The organism is Rhodococcus sp. 06-1474-1B (assembly GCF_002258885.1).
GTDB lineage: Bacteria > Actinomycetota > Actinomycetes > Mycobacteriales > Mycobacteriaceae > Rhodococcoides > Rhodococcoides fascians.
This window is the reverse complement of the sequence record NZ_NOYR01000028.1, coordinates 56,126-77,239: the sequence shown is the minus strand read 5'-3', so window position 1 is coordinate 77,239 and position 21,114 is coordinate 56,126. Positions and strand designations below refer to the sequence as shown.

Annotated in this window: 1 protein-coding gene, 1 tRNA gene and 1 pseudogene; 1 reads left to right on the top strand and 2 read right to left on the bottom strand. The window is 66.2% G+C overall.

Going from position 1 to position 21,114, the window contains the following annotated elements:
* Positions 1–47: 47 nt before the first annotated feature.
* Entirely contained in the window at positions 48–10,952 is a 10,905-nt protein-coding gene (locus CH266_RS25520) for a non-ribosomal peptide synthetase (RefSeq protein WP_255175946.1), read from the bottom strand.
* On the opposite strand from CH266_RS25520, the gene CH266_RS25515 reads away from it, so the two are divergent.
* Positions 10,905–11,011 (top strand) — tRNA-OTHER (locus tag CH266_RS25515). The two genes, CH266_RS25520 and CH266_RS25515, sit on opposite strands and share 48 nt — an antisense overlap.
* A gap of 355 nt (positions 11,012–11,366) precedes the next feature.
* Here CH266_RS25515 and CH266_RS26045 read toward each other — a convergent pair.
* A pseudogene (locus CH266_RS26045) lies at positions 11,367–20,834 on the bottom strand (amino acid adenylation domain-containing protein); the annotation flags it as partial.
* Positions 20,835–21,114: the final 280 nt, after the last annotated feature.

Here is a 21,114-nt window from a genome sequence, read left to right as displayed (position 1 = left end):
ATTCCTCCTGATCGATCCACGTGCACAACCGGCGAGCTCGGCTTTCGTCACGACGACGCGATCACCGACTCCGCCCGTTGGATCAACGATGCCAGAGCGGTCGACAACCCCTCTGCACCGAGGGCGGGCAAGATGCCCGGAATCAGTGCGGACAGCGTGACCGTCACCAGAGCCTGCGGCTTCATCGCCGCGCCCATCGTCGCCGACATCTGCGTCAATTTGGCGTTCAGGGCCGCAAAATCGACACTCGTCGATTCGTGCTCGAGCGCCACCGCATCGGGCGCGGTCGCCGCTGCGTCGGCAATCAACTGCGGTAGATCGTCGACCGTCTTCGGCTTGGCGCGCGGCGCGAACTCGGCCTTCTCCTCGTCCGTGAGGATGTCGATGGATCGCAGCACCACCTCCGGATCGGAGACGACCGTCCGCAGAATCTTCGACAGCCGCTCGGCGAACGTCGCTATCGTCGATTCATCGAAGAGCGACGTCGCGTAGGTGAACGTCGCCTCGATGTCCTGCAGCGCTCCGGTCTCGTCGAAGTTCTCGACGGCCGTCAGCTGAAGGTCGAACTTCGCCTGATCGTCGCCTGCCGGCAGCGCCTGCACCTGCAGGCCCGGCAACTCGAACGTGCCCGTCGCATGGTTCTGGAACGTCAACATCGCCTGGAACAGCGGTGTGTAGGCGCTCGACCGAGCGCGGCCGAGCGCATCGACCAGCCGCTCGAACGGAACGTCCGCGTGGCCGAACGCCGCGAGGTCCTTGTCCTTCGCCTGACGTACCAGGTCCAGGAACGTGCCGTTCGGATCGATCTGCGTGCGCAGCACCAACGTGTTGACGAACATGCCCACCAGGTCGTCCAGTTGCTCCTCGCCGCGTCCTGCGGTCGGGGTGCCGATGCTGATGTCCGACGAGTTGCTCAACCGGCCCAGCAGAACCGCGAACGCACTGTGCACCACCATGAACGTCGTCGCCGCATGCTCGCGGGCGATCTTCTCTATGGCCGACGCCACGTCGGAACCGAAGGTGAAGCCGTACGACGCGCCTTCCATGGTCGGTCGAGGTGGCCGTGGACGATCGAGCGGCAGTGCCAGTTGTTCCGGCGCTCCCGCCAGCTCGGCGGTCCAGTAGGCCAGCTGCTTCGCCAGCGGACTGTCCGGGTCGTCCTCGCGGCCGAGTACGTCACGCTGCCACAGCGCGAAATCGGCGTACTGCACCGGCAGCGGTGCCCACGACGGCATCTCCCCCGCCACCCGAGCGGTGTAGGCGACCATGACATCGCGGATCAACGGCCCCATCGAGAACCCGTCGGCGGCGATGTGGTGAGCCACCACGGCGAGGACGTGTTCGTCGTCGCCGACCTGCAGCAGCGCAGCCCGGACCGGGACGGTCTTCGTCACGTCGAATCCCGCACCGAGGACGTCCGTCAGACGGGACACCACGGCGTCCGGTGCCACCTGTTCGGGTTCGAGCGCCACCCCGACGTCGGCGACGCCACCGATCTGCTGCACCGGGCCGTCGACCGAATCGGGGTAGGCCGTCCGCAGAATCTCGTGGCGACCGAGCACATCGTCGAACGCGCCGCGGAGCGAGGCGATGTCGAGGGCACCCGTCAACCGCACCGCGACGGGGATGTTGTACGCGGACGAACCCGGGTCGATGCGGTTGATCGTCCACATCCGTTCCTGGGCGATCGACAGGGGTAGTCGATCGGGACGCTCGCGCACCGTCAGTTCCCGACGGGCACCGCCGCCGACGAGCGGCGCGATGTGTGCAGCGAGGCCCGCCACCGTGGACGCCGCGAACACCGATCGCACGGGAATCTGCGCGTCGAGAGCCTGGCCGAGGCGCGAGACCAGTTGGGTTGCGATCAACGAGTTTCCGCCGAGGGCGAAGAAGTCGTCGTCCAGCCCCGCGCGGTCCAGCCCGAGCAGTTCGGCAACGGTCGTCGCGACGATCTCCTCGATCGGGGTGACCGGTGCGCGGAACTCGGTGGCCTCGAAGTGCGGCGCGGGCAGCGCCTTTCGGTCCAGCTTTCCGTTGGCATTGAGCGGTAGCGCTTCGAGCACCACGAATGCCGCAGGCACCATGTACGACGGAACGAGATGCGAGAGTTCGGATTCGACGTGCGCGACATCGACGACCTCCCCGGCTCGGCCGACCACGTAGGCCACCAACTGGTCACCCATGGACTCGCCGCTGTGCACCACGACGGCCGAATCTGCCACTGCCGGCTGCGACCGCAGGGCCGCTTCGATCTCACCGAGCTCGATGCGGAATCCGCGAATCTTCACCTGGAAGTCGGCCCGATCGATGTACTCGAGGTGCGCCGGGGCCGGCGTTCCGTCGACGACGGGCACCCGCCAGCGCACCAGGTCGCCGGTGCGGTACATCCGAGAACCGTTCGCGTCGAACGGATTGGCGACGAATCGCTCCGACGTCAGGTCCGCGCGCCCGAAGTAGCCGCGCGCCAGCTGCGCGCCGGCCAGGTAGAGCTCGCCGCTGACACCCGCAGGCACCGGATGCAACCGCGAGTCCAACACGAACACCGTCGTGTTCGCCTCGGGAACACCGATCGGCACCGCGGTCGTATCGGCGTCCGTCACCGCGTGCGCGGTCACCGACACCGCTGCCTCGGTCGGCCCGTACAGGTTGTGCAGGTCGGTCGATCCGTTCCGCTTGCGGAACTCCTGTGCAACGGCAGCGGGCAGTGCCTCACCGATCGCCAGCACCCGCCGCAGGCTCGGCGATACCTCGCCCGCGGCGACGGTGCCGAGCATCGACAGCATCGACGGCACCAGGTGCAGTGTCGTCACCGACTGCGTGCGAATCAGCTCCAGCAGGTAGTCGGGGTCACGATGACCGTCGGCCTCGGCCACGACGAGCCGTCCGCCGGAGGTCAGCTGCGACCAGAACTCCCACACCGACAGGTCGAACGTGGCTGCGGTCTTGAGCAGCGCTGCGTCGGTCTCGTCGAGTGCGTACTCCGCACGCAGCCAGTTCAGCTGGTTGACGACGGCCCCGTGCGAGACCGCAACGCCCTTCGGACGACCGGTCGATCCGGACGTGAAGATGACGTACGCGGTGTTGGCTGCGGTGAGCGCACCGGTGCGTTCGGGCGCGTCCACCGGAGCACCCGAGTAGGCATCGGCGTCGAACCGGGCCAGATCCACGATCGGGGCAGCATCGGTGATCTCGGCACCCACATCGCCGGAGATCAGAATGCACGCAGGAGCGGCTGTCTCGAGGACCAACGCGTTGCGCTCGGACGGCTGGTCCGGATCGATCGGAACGTACGCCCCGCCTGCCGTCGAGATGGCGTACATGCCGACGAGGAGATCGACCGAGCGTCGAATGGCAAGGCCGACAGGCACTTCCGGCCCGACACCCATGCCGATCAGGTGCCGCGCGAGCTGCGAGACCCGCTCGGCGAACTCTCCGTACGTCACCACGCCGTCGTCGTGGACGAGTGCGACTGCAGCGCGGTCGCGTTCGGCGGCTGCACCGAACAGATCGGGCAGGGTCGTGTGTTCCACGGCACCGAAATCGTGAACCGTGTCGTTCCAGTCCTCGACGATCGCAGATCGCTCGCCGTCCAGCAGCACGTCGAGATCGCCGATGGGTGTCGACGACGACGCCACGACGGCGGCCAGCACGGCCTCGAAGCGGGCCACGAGTGAACGGGCCGTGCTCTCGTCGAACAGATCCGTCGCGTACGTCAGCAGGGCATCGAAGCCACCTGCCGCGCCGTCGCCCTGCTGGGCTTCGGACACGATCAGATGCAGATCGAACTGGGAGTTGCCGGTCTCGGTGTCGAGCGCCGAGATTTCCAACCCGTCGAGCTCGAACTCGCGGCGAGCGAAGTTCTGGAACGAGAAGCCGACCTGGAACAGCGGGTGCCGAGCCGTCGAGCGCGTGGGGTTGACCACGTCGACGAGCCGCTCGAACGGGATGTCCGAGTTGGCGAACGCCTGCAGATCGGTTTCACGCGCGGCGTCGAGGAGATCACCGAAGGTCGCCTCGCCCGGAACATCGAGTCGCAACACCAGGGTGTTGACGAACATGCCGACGAGATTCTCGATCTCGGCCTCGCCGCGACCTGCGATGGGTGTACCCACGACGATGTCCGAGGACCCCGAGATCCGCGAGAGCAGCACTGCGAAGGCCGCATGCACGGCCATGAAGACGGTCGCGTTGTGCGCACGTGCCAGTTCCGCGAGACGCGCGTGCGCGTCGACGTCGATTCGGAAATCGATGCGATTGCCGCGGAACGTCTGGCTCGCCGGACGCGGGCGATCGAGAGGTAGCTCGATCTGCTCGGGCAACTCCGACAGCGCGGCAGACCAGTATCGAATCTGTTGCGCTGCAATCGATTCGGCGTCGTCCTCGGAGCCGAGAACGTCGCGTTGCCAGAGCGCGTAGTCGGCGTACTGCACCGGCAGCGGAGCCCATGCGGGATCGGAATGCCGGGTACGGGCGGCATAGGCCGTCATGACGTCGGTCGACAACGGCATCATCGACAGACCGTCGGCGCTGATGTGATGGACCACCATCGCCAGCACGAACTCGGTGTCGGAGACTCGGAACAGCGAGGTCTTCAACGGAACCTCTGCGGTCACGTCGAACGTCGACGCCAGCAGCTCCAGCACCCGAGCGGTCACCGATTCCGCGTCGGTGTCGATCACGTCGAGAGTCGTCGGCACCTGGGACATCGGCACGACCACCTGATGCGGTCCCTCGGGCGAATCCGGGTACACCGATCGCAGTGTCTCGTGCCGCTCGATGACGTCCGAGACCGCGCTCTGCAACGCGCCGACGTTCAGATCGCCGCTCAGCCGCAGGGCGAACGGGATGTTGTACGCCGTCGAGTCCGAGTCGAACCGGTTGAGGAACCACATCCGCTGCTGCGCGAGCGAGAGTGGAACTCGATCGGGACGAGGCCCTGGCACCAGCGCCGGCCGCGCGCCCGAGCCCTGCTCGACCCTCGCGGCGAGTGCCGCGACCGTCGGGGCCTCGAACAATGCCCGAACCGGGACCGTCGTGTCGGCGGAGGCACCGAGTCGGGACACCACCTGGGTGGCCACCAGCGAGTTGCCGCCGAGTTCGAAGAAGTCGTCGTCGAGACCGACCCGGTCGAGACCGAGGACGTCGGCGAACACCTCGGCGACCATGGACTCGATCGGAGTCGTCGGTTGCCTGAACTCACGGGTTCGTGCGGCCGGTTCGGGCAACGCTCGCCGGTCCAGCTTTCCGTTGGTGGTCAACGGAATTGCGTCGAGCACCACGAACGCCGACGGGACCATGTACTCGGGGAGCTGCTCGGCCACCGACGCACGGACGGCGTCGACGTCGATCGTGGAACCGGTTGCGGGCACCAGGTAAGCAACCAGGCGTGCGGCACCGGGAGCGTCCTCGCGCACGATCACCGCGGCCTGTCCGACGGCCGGAGCCGACAGAACCGACGATTCGACTTCGCCCAGTTCGATGCGGAAGCCGCGGATCTTGACCTGATCGTCTGCGCGACCGACGAATTCGAGCTCACCGGTGGGCGACCACCGGGCGACGTCACCGGTGCGATAGAGCACGGATCCGTCGCCTGCGAAGGGATCTGCCACGAATCGTGTCGCCGTCAGGTCCGGCCGACCCAGGTATCCCCGCGCCACCTGACCGCCCGAGACGTACATCTCTCCCGGGACACCCGCCGGCACGAGGCCGAGTCGCGCATCCAACACGTACACGGACAACCCGGAGATCGCCCGACCCACCAGTGACCCCGATGCCACCGCGGCAGCCTGCGCATCGAGCGCCCGATGCGAGACGTGGACGGTGGTTTCGGTGATGCCGTACATGTTGACCAACTGTGGGGAACGATCGCCGTGCCGATCGAACCAACCGCTCAATCGACGCAGCTCCAACGCCTCTCCGCCGAAGACGACGTAGCGCAGCGCGTACTCGGCAGCACCCGATGCCGTGCGGTCGGCCTGGTCGAACTGGTAGAAAGCAGACGGGGTCTGGTTGAGCACGGTCACGCGTTCGCGAATCAACAACTCGCGCAGCGCTTCCGGCGACCTCGACGTGAAGTAGTCGACCACGACGACGGTGCCACCCGTGGTGAGCGGGCCCCACAGTTCCCACACGGAGAAGTCGAACGCGTACGAGTGGAACAGAGTCCAGATGTCGGCGGGACCGAAATCGAAGTGCCGCTGGGTGTTCGCCAGCAGGCGGACGACGTTGCGGTGCGGGACGACGACGCCCTTGGGGGTACCGGTCGAACCCGAGGTGTAGATGACGTACGCAGCTTCTGCGGCCGTCACCGCGCGAAGGACGTCCGTTGCGAACCGGGAATCGTCCGCTGGGGTGTCCATGTCGACCCTGGGCAGTTCCGGCGGTAGCGCGACCTCGACACCGGTCCAGGTCAGTACCGCGGCGGGACGCGAGTCGGCGAGCACGAACTCGATGCGATCGGCCGGGTACGACGGATCGATCGGTACATATGCGCCTCCGGCCTTGAGCACCGCGAGCAGCGCCACCACGAGATCGGCCGTGCGAGGCAGTACGACTGCGACCGCGGATTCGCGGCCGACACCCTGTGCGACAAGAACTCTCGCCAGTGCCGTCGACTCGGTGTCGATGTCTCCGTACGTGCGCGACCGACCGTCGAAGACGACGGCGGCAGCGTCCGGGTTCTCCGCGACCCTGGCCGCGAACAGGGAGACGATGGAGTCGGCAGAATCCGCGACCGCCGGTGCGTCCTGGGCAAGGGCGAGAACGTGATCGCGCTCGGCCGTATCCATCACCGGGATGTCCCCGACGGGCTGCTCGGCATCGGTTCCGACCGACTCCAGCACGCGGATCAGGCGCTCACCGAAGGCGCGGGCTGTGTCCTCGTCGTAGAGATCACGGGCGAACGTCACGTCGATGGCCGAGCTGCCGTCCGCCTGGTTCTCGGTGAACGTGAACTGAATGTCGAACTTCGCCGTCTCGACGTCGAGATCGACTCCGCGCACGGTCAGGCCCGGGAGCTCGAGTTCGGTCTGCTCCATGTTCTGCACGGTGAGCATCACCTGGATCAGCGGATGCCGCGCGGCCGACCTCGGTGGGTCGAGTACCTCGACGAGTCGCTCGAACGGTACCTCCGCGTGCGCGAACGCCGACAGATCGGTGTTGCGCGTACGGGCGAGCAGTTCGGTGAAGGCAGCACCGGGATCGATCTCGGTGCGCAGCACGAGGGTGTTGACGAACATACCGATGACGTCGTCGAGTGCCGCCTCACCGCGACCGGCGACCGGAGTACCGATGGCGATGTCGGTTTCGCCCGACAACCGGGAGAGCAACACCGCGAGAGCAGAGTGCAACACCATGAACAGTGAGCTCTGATTGGCACGGGCTACCGCGCCGAGACGCGCATGCGTCTGCGCATCGAGCGTCAGCCGAATGTTGCCGCCGCGGTAGGACGACCGATCGGGACGCACTCGGTCGCCGGGGAACGTGCTCTCGTCCGGCAGTCCCGACAGCGTTCGCGTCCAATGTCGGATCTGGCCGGACACCGGTGAATCGGGATCGCTCTCGGAACCGAGCACGGTCTGCTGCCACAGGGTGTAGTCGGCGTAGCGAACCGCAAGCGGTGCCCAACCCGGTTCGCTTCCTGCACTCCGGGCCGCGTACGCGACCATGAGGTCGCGAGTCATCGGTCCGATCGAGAAACCGTCTGCGGCAATGTGATGTGTGGCCAAGGCCAGCACATGCCGGTTCGAGTCGAGCTCGAGCAGAATGGCGCGCAGTGGGGGTGCGGCCGTGACGTCGAAACCCTGCACGAAGAACTCGGCCAGGGCGGCGGTGACGTCGTCGGCGGTGACCTTCGTCGGTGCCAGCTCCGGAGCTACCTGCGCTGCGGGGACGATGACCTGAGAGGCCACCCCGTCCACCTCGGGGTAGACGGTGCGCAGCGATTCGTGCCGTTCGATCACGTCGGCCACGGCAGAGCGCAGCGCGACGACGTCGAGGTCACCGATCAGTTCGATGGCGACGGGCAGATTCTCCGTTGCCGAATCGACATCGAAACGGTTGAGGAACCACATCCGGCGCTGGGCGAGCGACAGCGGAACGAAGTCCGGCAACTCGGTGCGCACCAGAGGAGTCTTTCGTCCCGATCCCGAGAGTTCGTCCAGCTTCGCCGCCAGAGCCGCCACCGTCGACGCCTCGAAGATGGTCCGGACACTGACCGTGGTGTCCGTCGCGGCACCGATGCGCGACGCCACCCTGGTCGCCACGAGCGAGTTACCGCCGAGAGCGAAGAACTCGTCGTCGGCTCCGACGACGTCGACGCCGAGCACGTCGCGGAACACCTGCGACACCACGATTTCCGACGTGGTCGTCGGAGCGCGGAAGGCACGCTGCTCGATATCCGGTGCCGGGAGCGCGCGCCGGTCGAGCTTGCCGTTGGCGGTCAGCGGAAGTGCGTCGAGCACGACGGTCGCAGCCGGAACCATGTACCCGGCGAGCGAGCGGGCGGCGAACGCCGTCAGGTCGGCCACGTCGACGGTAGCACCGGAGGCGGGGACCACATAGGCGACCAGTTGATCTCCGGCGACGGCCGTCTGCCGAACCAGCACCACGGCAGACTCCACCGACGGGTGCCGGCGCAGCACGGTCTCGATCTCCCCGAGTTCGATGCGCAAGCCACGCAACTTGACCTGGAAGTCGGTGCGGCCCAAGTACTCCAGACGCCCGGTGTGAGACGAGGACTCCCGCCAGCGCACCAGATCGCCGGTGCGGTACATGCGAGAACCCGGTTCGCCGAACGGATCCGGCAGGAATCGATCTGCCGTCAGATCCACTCGACCGAGGTAGCCACGGGCCAGTTGTACTCCGGCGAGATAGAGCTCACCTGCGACGCCGGGAGCAACCGGGGACAGTCGGGAGTCGAGGACGTACGTTCTGGTGTTCCACACCGGAACACCGATCGGAACCAGGTCGACGTCCGCCTCGGACACCTCGTGATAGGTGACGTCGACAGCCGCTTCGGTGGGTCCGTAGAGGTTGTGCAGCGCCACGCCCGGCAGGACGCGTCGGACGCGTTCGCCGACCTCGGCGGGCAGCGCCTCACCGGAGGCGAACAGAGTCCGCAGCGACGCGGCTGCAGACGACGACTCGGCTGCGACGACGGAGACGAAGACCTCGAGCAACGACGGCACGAAGTGTGCCGTCGTGACCGCCTGCGCCTCGATGGTCTCGAGCAGGTACTGCGGGTCTCGGTGCCCGTCCGGCTTCGCGATGACCAGCGTCGCCCCGATCTGCAACGGCCAGAACAGTTCCCACACCGACACGTCGAACGTGACGGGGGTCTTCTGCAGCACGACATCGTCGGCGGCGAGCTCGTACTCCGACTGCATCCACAGCAGACGGTTGACGATTGCCTCGTGTGTGACGGCCACGCCTTTCGGCTGCCCGGTCGACCCGGACGTGAAGATGACGTATGCGGTGTTCGTCGGTGCGAGTGCACCGATTCGGTCCGCGTCGGTGATCGGTGCATCGGAGAACCCGGACAGATCGAGAAGGTCGATGTCGATCACGTCGAGCCCGTCGGCATCCACCGAGTCTCGTGACGTGCTCAATACACACACCGGTGCCGCGGTGCGCAGGATGTGCGCAATTCGCTCGGCAGGCTGATCCGGGTCGATCGGTACGTAGGCACCGCCCGCCGCGACGATCGCGTGAATTCCGACGAGGAGCTCCACCGAACGACGGGCAGCGATCGCCACGGTGGTCTCGGGCCCGACACCACGATCGACGAGGTACCGCGCAAGACGAGCCACCCGTGCGTCGAACTCGCCGTAGGACACCGACTCGTCACCGAATACCAGTGCGGTTCCGTCGGATTCGACCGACCGCCCGAGGGAGGCCAGCGTCTGCGACCGGTCGACGTCGTGGTCGGTGTCGTTCCAGTCGTCGAGCACGCGTTTGTACTCGACGTCGTCGAGCAGTTCGATGTCGCCCACGACGGTCGAGAGGTTGTCGGCGACGGATTCGAGGACCTTGATCAGGCGCTCACCCAGGGTGACCACCGTGGACTCGTCGAACAGGTCGGTGGCGTAGGTGACATCGAACGTCATACCCTGCGCCGCGCCACTGGGTCCGAACGATTCGACGAACGTGAACTGCAGGTCGAACAGTGCAACCAGGGTCTCGAAGTCGACGCCCGAGACCGACAGTCCCGGTAGTTCGAGATCCTTCTGCCCCAGGTTCTGGAACGCGAGCACCACCTGCACGAGGGGATGACGTGCCGTGGAACGTACCGGGTTGAGGATCTCCACCAAACGCTCGAACGGAACGTCCACGTGTGCCAGCGCCGACAGGTCGGTCTCGCGAGCATCGGCGAGTACCTGGTCGAACCTGCGCGCGGTGTCGATCTCCGTTCGGAGCACGAGGGTGTTGACGAACATGCCGATCAGATCGTCGAGCGCCGCCTCACCGCGGCCCGCGACCGGTGTGCCGATCGCGATGTCGGTCTCGCCGGACAGCCGCGACAGCAGTACCGCGAGGCTGGTGTGCACCAGCATGAACAGCGACGCGTTCTCACGTCGGGACGCCTCGATCAGAGCGCGATGCAGTTCTCCGTCGATCGAGAAACGCACCAGCGCACCGCTGTTCGATGCCACTGCCGGCCTGGGACGGTCGGAGGGCACATCGAGCTGATCGGGCAGACCGGCCAACGTAGTCGTCCAGTAGTCGATCTGCTGCGAGACCACGGACGTGGGGTCGTCCTCGGAGCCCAGCACCTCGCGCTGCCACAGGCTGTAGTCGGCGTAGTCGACCGGAAGCGGAGTCCAGTACGGCTCCTGGTTCATCGACCGCGCCGCATAGGCATTCATGACGTCGCGAGTGAGTGGGCCGAGCGAGAAACCATCGGCGGCGATGTGGTGCACCACGAACACCAGCAGGTGCTCGGTGGGGCTCACCTCGAACAACCGGGTACGGAACGGGAGGTCCTTCGACAGGTCGAATCCTGTCGTCGCCAGCTCGCGCATGGCATCGGCCACCTGATGCGCGGAAATTTCGATCGGCGTCAATTCCGGTGTGGCCGACTGCGCGTCGACGATCACCTGATGAGCCGTGCCGTCGGTCTCCGGGAACACCGTCCGTAGAGACTCGTGCCTGGCGACGACGTCCGCGACCGCGATCTGCATGGCCCGGCGGTCGAGCAGACCGGACAACCGGACGGCGATCGGGATGTTGTTGGCCGCCGATTCGACGTCGAACTTGTTGAGGAACCACATCCGCTGTTGCGCCAGCGACAGCGGAATGTGCTGCGGACGCTGCTGCGGTACCAGCGGCGGCCTGCTGCCGGTGGCGACCAGGGTGCCCAGTCTGGCTGCGAGGTCGGCCACCGAGGACGCGTCGAACAGCTCGCGAACGGCGATCCGGGTGTCCAGCGCGACGCCGAGTCGGGACACGAGTTGCGTTGCGATGAGCGAGTTTCCGCCCAGCTCGAAGAAGTCGTCGTCGAGACCCACGCGCTCGACGCCCAGCACCTGGGCGTACACCTCGGCGACGGTGCGTTCGATGTCGTTGGTCGGTTCGCGGTACTCGGTGACCTCGAATGCGGGGTCGGGCAACGCCTTTCGGTCGAGCTTTCCGCTGGCGCCGAGCGGGAACTCGGGCAGCACGATCAGTGTCGACGGCACCATGTACTCCGCCAGACGGCCGCGTAGCGCCGACAGAACGGCTCCGGTGTCGACCGACACCCCCGAAGGAACCACGTATCCGACGAGTTGGTCGCGGCGGACCACGACAACGGCTTGAGAGACCGACCGCTGCGCGAGCAGCGCCGTTTCGATCTCACCCAGTTCGATGCGCAGGCCGCGCAACTTGACCTGGAAGTCGGAACGCCCGACGTATTCGAGCTCGCCGTCGCGATTCCAGCGCACGACGTCGCCGGTGCGGTACAGCCGCGCGCCGCCATCGGCGAACGGGTGAGCGACGAACCTGTCCGCGGTCAGGTCGGGGCGTCCCACATAGCCACGCGCGAGCTGGGTGCCGGCGAGATAGAGCTCACCTGCAACACCGACCGGGGTGGGATGCAGTCGCGAATCCAGCACGTAGACAGCGGTGTTCCAGACCGGAGCACCGATCGGCATCACGTCGGAATCCGAATCCGTGACCGCATGGTACGTCACGTCCACGGCAGCCTCGGTCGGTCCGTACAGGTTGTGCAGTTCCACCGAGGCGACCGCACGCCGCAGTGCGCGAGCGGTGGTGGGCGGTAGCGCCTCGCCGGAGGCGAACATCAGTCGGAGCGAGGCTCCCGCGCTGCGACGCCGCTCGACTTCGGGCACGAACACCGACATCATCGACGGCACGAAGTGCACCACCGAGACACGTTCGCGTGCAATGACATCGAGCAAGTAGATGGGATCTCGGTGACCGTCGGGAACGGCGATCACCACCGAGGCACCGACCTGGAGCGCCCAGAAGAACTCCCACACCGACACGTCGAACGTGGACGGCGTCTTCTGCAGCACCACGTCGCGCGGAGTCAGGGCGTATTCGCCCTGCATCCACAGCAGTCGGTTGACGATCGCGTCGTGCGACACCCCGACACCCTTGGGACGGCCCGTCGAACCCGACGTGAAGATGACGTACGCGAGGTTCCGCGAACGCAGTGGGGCGCGTCGGTCGCTGTCGCGCAACGGTTCCGAGGACAGGTTCGAAGTATCGAGCGTGTCGATGTCGATCGTGTCGACGTCGGGGAATTCGACGTGATCGCGCACGGTGGACAACACCCGGATCGGTGCCGCGGTGGCCACGATGTAGTCGTTGCGATCCGCCGGTTGGGTCGGGTCGATCGGCACGTATCCGGCCCCGGCCTTGACGATCGCGTACATGCCGACGAACAGGTCGAGGCTGCGGGCGATCGCGAGGCCGACCAACGTGTCGGGCCCGACGCCCAGCGAGACCAGATGGCGCGCAAGACGGTTGACCCGTGCATCGAACTCGGCATACGTCAGCCGCTCACCCTCGAAGACCAGTGCAGTTGCGTCCGAGGTCAGGGCGACCTGTCGGTCGAACAGGTCCACCAGAGTGATGTCGGCGGGGACCTCGTGTTCGGTGTCGTTCCATTCGGCCACCACGCGATCGTGCTCGCCGTCGTCGAGCAGATCGATGTCGCCGACGGCCACCGACGAATCGGCCACCACGGCCGTGAGCATCCGTACGAACCGGTCGGCGAACCCGCGAACGGTCTCGGCATCGAAAAGGTCTGTCGCGTAGGTCAGTTCGGCGAACATGCCCTGTCCGCGGCCGTCCAGTCCGATCGACTCGGTCACGGTGAGCTGCAGGTCGAACTTGGCGATTTCGGCATCGAGGGCGACGCTGTCCACCGACAGGCCCGGCAGGTCGACGTGTGTTCGGGTGAGGTTCTCGAACGAGAGCATGACCTGGAACAGCGGGTGTCGAGCTTGCGACCGCGACGGGTTGAGGACCTCGACCAGACGCTCGAACGGTAGATCGGCGTGGCCGAAGGCTCCGAGCGCGACTTCGCGCGCGCGGCCGATCTGTTCGGAGAACGTGCGTCCGGAGTCGATGTCGGTGCGCAGAACGAGCGTGTTGACGAACATGCCGACGACGTCGTCGAGCGCTGCGTCACCGCGGCCGGCGACCGGAGTACCGATGGCGATGTCCTCGGTGCCCGACAGTCGGGCCAGAAGCACGGCCAGTGCGGCGTGGACGACCATGAACAGCGATGCGTTGTGGGTATGTGCCAGAGCGGACAGGCCCTGGTGCACATCGGCAGGCACGTCGAATCCGATGGAGGAGCCCTGGTAGGACTGGCGACTGGGGCGCGGCCGGTCGGTCGGCAGATCGAGCTGGTCGGGTAGACCGGCGAGGATGTCGGCCCAGTAGTTCACCTGACCGGAGATCAACGACTGCGGATCGTCCTCGGAGCCCAGAACCGAACGCTGCCATAGGCTGTAGTCGGCATACTGCACTTCCAACGGCATCCAGGCCGGGTTCTCCCACGCGGTGCGCGAGGCGTAGGCGATCATGATGTCTCGGGCCAGCGGTCCCATCGACCATCCGTCGGCCGAGATGTGGTGCACCACCATGGCGATCACGTGTTCGCGTGGGCCGATCTCGAACAGTCGCGCCTGGATCGGAACGTTGACGGTGACGTCGAACGTCGTCGACGCGAGCGCGAAGACCTGTCGCTGAATGTCGGCTGCCGAGGTCGGAATCGGCATCAGGTTCGGCACCGTCTGAGCGGCGTCGAGAATGGACTGCTGCGGTCCGTGCGCGGTGTCGGGATAGACGGTGCGCAGCGACTCGTGCCGGTCGATCACATCCATGATGGCGACCTGCAGTGCGGCGACATCCAGGTCGCCGGTCAGCTTCAGCGCGAACGGAATGTTGTATGCGGCGGAGTCGACGTCGAACCTGTTGAGGAACCACATGCGTTGCTGCGCAAGCGACAACGGGATGCGCTCCGGACGGACGGTCGCGACCAGTGCAGTCCGGCCGCCCTCCCCCGCCGCCTGTTCGACGCGCACCGCGAGCAGCGCGACCGTCGACGCCTCGAACAGCATGCGCACCGGCACGGTGGCGTCGAGTGCCACTCCGAGCCGCGAGACCACCTGGGTGGCGATCAGCGAGTTACCGCCGAGCTCGAAGAAGTCGTCGTCCAGTCCTACTCTCTCGACGCCGAGGACCTCGGCGAAGACGTCGGCGACGATCTCTTCGATCGGTGTCGTCGGTGCGCGGAAATCTCGCACCTCGAACACCGGCGCAGGCAGTGCGCGCCGGTCCAGCTTTCCGTTGACCGTCAACGGAATCGTCTCCAGTGCAACGAACGCCGACGGAACCATGTACTCCGGCAACAGTTCGGCGATACCGGTTCGCAGATCCTCGAGGTCGAGGGTCGGCCGACCGTTCGCCACCGCCGAGACCACGTAGGCGACCAACCGGGCCGCCCCGGGCGAATCCTCACGGACGACGACGGCGGCCTGGGTGACGGCGGGGTGCGCGGTGACCGCGGCCTCGACCTCACCCAACTCGATTCGGAAGCCGCGCACTTTGACCTGATCGTCGGAGCGGCCCAGATATTCGAGCTCGCCCGATGCGTTCCACTGCGCCAGATCGCCGGTGCGGTAGAGCAACGACCCGGCATCGGGGCCGGAGGCGAACGGATCGGCCACGAACCGCACCGCGGTGAGCGGTGCGCGTCCCAGGTATCCGCGCGCCAATTGTCCACCGGCAACGTACATCTCGCCGGGCACCCCGACCGGGACCGGATGGAGCCGGGTATCGAGAACGTAGACGCGCAGCCCTGCGATCGGCTTGCCGACCACCGATGCGGTCGTTGCGACGGACGCGGAGCCCAACGCTTGATACGACACGTGCACCGTGGTCTCGGTGATGCCGTACATGTTGATCAGCTGCGGTGCACGATCGCCGTGCCGCTCGAACCAGCCGCTCAATCGACGCTGTTCGAGCGCCTCGCCGCCGAAGATCACGTAGCGCAGAGACAGCTCGCCGCCGGTCGAGGCCGCACTGCGATCGGCCTCGGACAGTTGGTAGAACGCCGACGGAGTCTGGTTGAGCACCGTCACTCGTTCGTCCACGAGCAGCTGATGGAACGCTTCGGGTGAGCGCGAGGTGAAGTAGTCGACGACCACCAGAGTGCCGCCGTACAGCAACGGACCCCACAGTTCCCACACCGAGAAGTCGAACGCGTAGGAGTGGAACATCGTCCACACGTCGTCGGCTCCGAAGCCGTAGACCGCATCGGTGTTCGCGAGCAGCCGAACCACGTTGCGGTGCGGCACCAGAACACCCTTGGGGCGACCGGTAGACCCCGAGGTGTAGATGACGTACGCGACGTTGGTGGGGCGAAGCGGGCGAATGCGATCGGTGTCGGTCACCGGTGCGTCCGAGATCGACGACAGATCGACCGTGTCGATGTCGACGAACGTTGCGCCGATACGAGATTCGACGTCCGCGGGCAGCTCGATCGGGTCCGTTCCCGAGAAGAGAATCGATGTCGGACGCGCATCGTCGAGCATGTACTCGACGCGGTCCAGCGGGTAGCTCGGATCGACGGGGAGGTAACCGCCACCGGCCTTCACGACCGCAACCAGCGCGACGACGAGTTCCGCCGACCTCGGTAGGGCGACCGCGACGAGGCTCTCGGGGCCGACGCCGTGCGAGATCAGTACGCGGGCAAGGCGATTGGTCCGAGCATCGAACTCGGCGTACGTCAACGACGTGTCGCCGAAGCGCACGGCCACTCCGTCCGGCTGAGCCGAGGCCGCGGCGTCGAGCAGGTCGATCAACGTCACGTCGCGAGAGACGTCCGGCCCGGACACGTTCCAGGTGGACACGACGGACTCGTATTCGGCGGCGTCCACGATGTCGACATCGCCGACCGGAACCGACGCGTCGGTGGTGACTGCGTCCAGAATTCCGAGGAAGCGCCGCGCGAAGCTGTCGACCACATCTGCGTCGAACAGATCGGTCGCGTACTCGAACACCGCATCGATACCCGCGGCAGTTCCGTCGACCTGATGCTCGGTGAGCCAGAGCTGGAGGTCGAATTTCGCTATCGGGACATCGAATTCGGCGGCCACGGCGCGGAGCCCGCCGACGGTGAGTTCACGAGACATGGCCGATTCCAGGGAGAGCGCCACCTGGAACAACGGGTGCCGTGATGTCGAGCGGACCGGATTGAGAACCTCGACCAGGCGCTCGAACGGAACGTCGGCATGCGCGAATGCCGACAGGTCCGTGTCGCGGACGCGAGCGAGCAGCTGCTCGAACGACAGTGCAGGATCGACATCGGTACGAAGTACCAACGTGTTGACGAACATTCCGACGAGGTCGTCGAGTGCAGGCTCACCGCGACCGGCCACCGGCGCGCCGATGGCGATGTCGGTGGTGCCGCTCAGTCGAGCCAGCAACAGCGCGTACGCCGACTGCATCACCATGAACAGCGACGAGTTGTTCGCGCGGGCGAGATCGGCCAGAGCACTGTGCAACCGGGCCGGAATCTCGATGCGCAGCTTGCTGCCTGCGTTGGACGACACGGCGGGGCGGGGCCTACTCGACGGCAGCGCCAGCTGATCGGGTAGATCCTCGAGTGTGGCACTCCAATAGGCGATTTCGCGTGCAGCGAGCGAATGCGGATCGGTTTCGGGACCGAGTACCGCACGCTGCCAGAGCGCGTAGTCGGCGTACTGGACCTCGAGCGGCGTCCACTCGGGAGCGCGGCCCTGTATCCGGCTCGAGTAGGCCAGCAGGACGTCGCGCGCCAACGGTCCGAAGGAGGCTCCGTCGGCAGCGATGTGGTGCAGGACCATCGCCAGTTCGTACTCGGTGGGCGACATCTCGAACAGCGCGATTCGGAACGGCGTGTCGATCGTGACGTCGAAGCCCTTGGCCACCAACTCGTGCAGTCGGCCACCGAGCTCGTGCCGTTCGATGCGGATCGGGGTGATCGTGGCCGGTGTCCTGGCCGCGTTGAGCACGACCTGCTCGGGCGATCCGTCCACTTCCGGGTACACGGTGCGCAGCGTCTCGTGTCGTTCCACGACGTCTGCGAATGCAGCCGACAGGGCACTCACGTCGAGTGGGCCGCTCAGATGGACCGAGAACGGCAGGTTGTACACCGCAGTGGCCGGATCGAACCGGTTGAGGAACCACATGCGTTGCTGTGCAGGCGAGAGTGGGATGCGCTCGGGGCGTTCCCGGGATTCGAGGATCGGGGTGTCGGATCCGCGGCCGGCGGCCGACTCGGCCCGGGCAGCCAGTGCGCCGACGGTGGGAGCCTCGAACAGCTCGCGCACTCCCAGGCGTACTCCGAGTGCGCCGCCGACTCGTGTCACCAATTGTGTGGCGATCAGCGAGTTGCCGCCGAGCTCGAAGAAGTCCTCGTCCAGACCGACCTTGGACGCGCCGAGCAGGTCCTCGTAGATTCCGGCGACGACGTATTCCGCGCGACTCTGCGGTGCTCGGTACTTCTTGGCGCTGGTGAACACCGGCTCCGGCAACGCTTTTCGATCCAGCTTCCCGCTGGTGTTGAGCGGCAGCGCATCGAGCACGACCACTGCTGCGGGAACCATGTAGGACGGCAGCGCATGCCCGGCGAATTCGATGGCCTCGGCGGAGTCGATGGACTTCCCCGGCCCGGCGACGACGTAGGCGACGAGTTGGTCGCCGGTGACCGTCTGCACGACCAATGTCACTGCCTGCGAGATGGATTCGTGTGCGAGCAGCACGGTTTCGATCTCGCCCAGCTCGATGCGCTGGCCACGGAACTTCACCTGGAAGTCAGTGCGTCCGATGTAGTCCAGCACTCCGTCGCTGCGCCACCGAACGAGGTCGCCGGTGCGATACATCCGCTCTCCGGCGTCGCCGAAGGGGTTGGCCACGAACCGATCCGAGCTCAGGTCGGGGCGACCCACGTAGCCCCGCGCGAGCTGGACGCCCGCGAGGTAGAGCTCGCCCGCTTCTCCCACCGGAGTGGGTCGCAGCCGGCTGTCCAGTACGAAGGCCCGGGTGTTCCACTCTGGCACACCGATCGGGACGGTTCGCGTGTCCTGTGGGCTGCTCTCGTGGTACGTCACCGAGACCGCCGCCTCGGTGGGACCGTAGAGGTTGTGCAGTCCTGCGGCGCAGACGGATCGGAATGCTGCTGCCGTCTCGACCGGAAGCGCCTCGCCGATCACAAAGACGTGACGCAGCGAAGCACAGGTGTTGGCTGGCGCGTTGGCGACGAACACGGTCAGCATCGAGGGCACGAAGTCGGTGACCGTGACGCGATGCTCGGCGATCCTGTTCGCCACGTAGACCGAGTCGCGATGCCCGTCGGGGGTGGCGAGCACCATCGTCGCGCCCACTCGAAGCGGCAGGAAGAAACCCCACAGCGAGACGTCGAACGTCGTCGCCGTCTTCTGCAGATAGACATCGGTGGTATCCATCGGATACTCCGCCAGCATCCACTCCATCTGATTGTGGATGGCGGCGTGCTCCACGGCGACGCCCTTCGGGCGGCCGGTGGAGCCGGAGGTGTAGATGACGTACGCGGTGTTCGAAACACGAAGCGGCGCAATCCGTTCCGCATCGCGGACCGGAGCGGACGACCGGGCGGACAAATCGACCAGATCGACGGCGACCGTGTCGGTGCCCTCGGGCAGCGACACGTCGTCACGCGACGAGATCAGTACGCACCGAGGCTGCGCGGAGTCGAGGATGTAGGCCGTGCGTTCGGCAGGATGATCCGGGTCGATCGGTACCCACGCTCCGCCTGCCGCCACGATGGCGTACATGCCGACCACAAGATCGAACGAGCGTCGAATGGACAAGCCGACAAGAGTCTCCGGGCCGACGCCCATGTCGATCAGATGGCGAGCGAGGCCGTTCACCCGCGCCGACAGTTCTCCGTAAGTCAGGACGTCGCCCTCGTACACCAGAGCCGTGGCGTCGGGACGAGCTGCCGCAGCAGCCTCGAAGGCGGTGAGCAGAGTGCTGGGCGTGGTCTCGTGTTCGGTGTGGTTCCACTCGGAGACGACCAGTGCGCGCTCGGATCCGTCGGTCAGAGCCAGGTCCCAGACGAGGTCCGTCGGGGCTGCTGCCACGAAACGGCCGAGGAAGTCGACGAACCGCTCGTGATTGCGGCCGGACTGATCGGGGCCGTAGAGGTTGGGGTTGGACTCGAAGTCGATGTGGGTCGTGGCCCCGGCGACGCTCGTGTAGAGGTTCAGTCCGAAGTCCTCGATGAGGCCGGTGGAGAGGATGTTGATCCCGCCGACCATCGATCCCAGGCGCACCTCGCCGAAGAACAGCATGATGTTGACCCAGGGACCGAAGAACGCAGCCTGACCGCTTGCGCCGCCGGCGTCGCGGCGAATGTCCTCGTGCCGGTACCGCTGGTGGCGCAGTGCACCGGAGACCTCGGCGTTGACGCGCGCCAGCATCGTTTCGACGGTGGTGTCGCCCGAGACGTCGAACCGCAGCGGCACCACGTTGGACACCATGCCGCCGGAGCGGCGCAGAACCGCGGTGGTTCGCGCGGTCACCGGCAGTGACAGCACGACGTCCTCGCGGCCGGTCATCTGGGCCAGATACGCCGCGAACGCGGCGATGACGATGGTCGCCATCGTCGTGTCGGTTTCGGCGCGCAGGGCATCGAGACTGCCCATCGTGTCGGCAGACAGAGCGGTGCTGTCGATCTGACTCTTCGGGGCCGGCGGAGCGGTGTGTCCGGCGAGGGTGGTGACTCCGTCGATTCCGTCGATCCGCGACGCCCAGTATTCGCGATCGGCCTGAAAGCGGCTCGAATCGCGGTAGGACATCTCGATGTCGTAGACCTTGGTCAGATCCGAGGCCAGGTTCTTCGTCGGTTCGGTGCCCTCGACCTCGGACGTGTACAACTCCGCAGCGCGGTTCATGAAGGTCACGGCACCGAAGCCGTCGAGAACGACGTGGTGCACGCGCTCGTACCAGAACCAGACATCGTCCTCGATACGCAGGACGGTGGCGGCGATCAGTCGATCGCGAAGAATGTCGATCGGAGCGCTGTAATCGGCGTGCATCCACTCGAGGGCGGCCGCGCGAGGGTCGTTCTCGCCGCGCAGATCCACCAGTCCGAGCGAGTCGTCCAGGGTGGGGTCGACGATCTGTCGTGGCTCCGCGTCGATCTCGGTGATACGGACGAAACCGGACTGCAGTTCGAGGGCTGCGCGCGACGATGCGCGCCGCAACAGTTCGACGTCGAGATCACCGCGCAGCTCGACGTACTGCGCGATGTTGGCGGGTACCGAGGGGTCCACGTGCTGCGCGAACCACATCCCCAATTGGGCCGGTGACAGTGGGAACGAGGGATGCTGCCGACTGTCGACTCCCGTGTCGTCGTCTCCAGCACCTTCCACACCTAGCGGGTCCAATCGATTCCTCTCTTTCCCACAATCACACGCGCCCCCACCGGCCGCCGAAGCGGCGGACAACGATGGGCACCGAACACATCGAGCAAGCTGACTACGTCGATCTCTATTTTCTCACCATGAACAACTCGGAAGTTACCTTTCAGTACTTATCCGTCGAGATGGGCCGGACCGTTACATGCCCAGC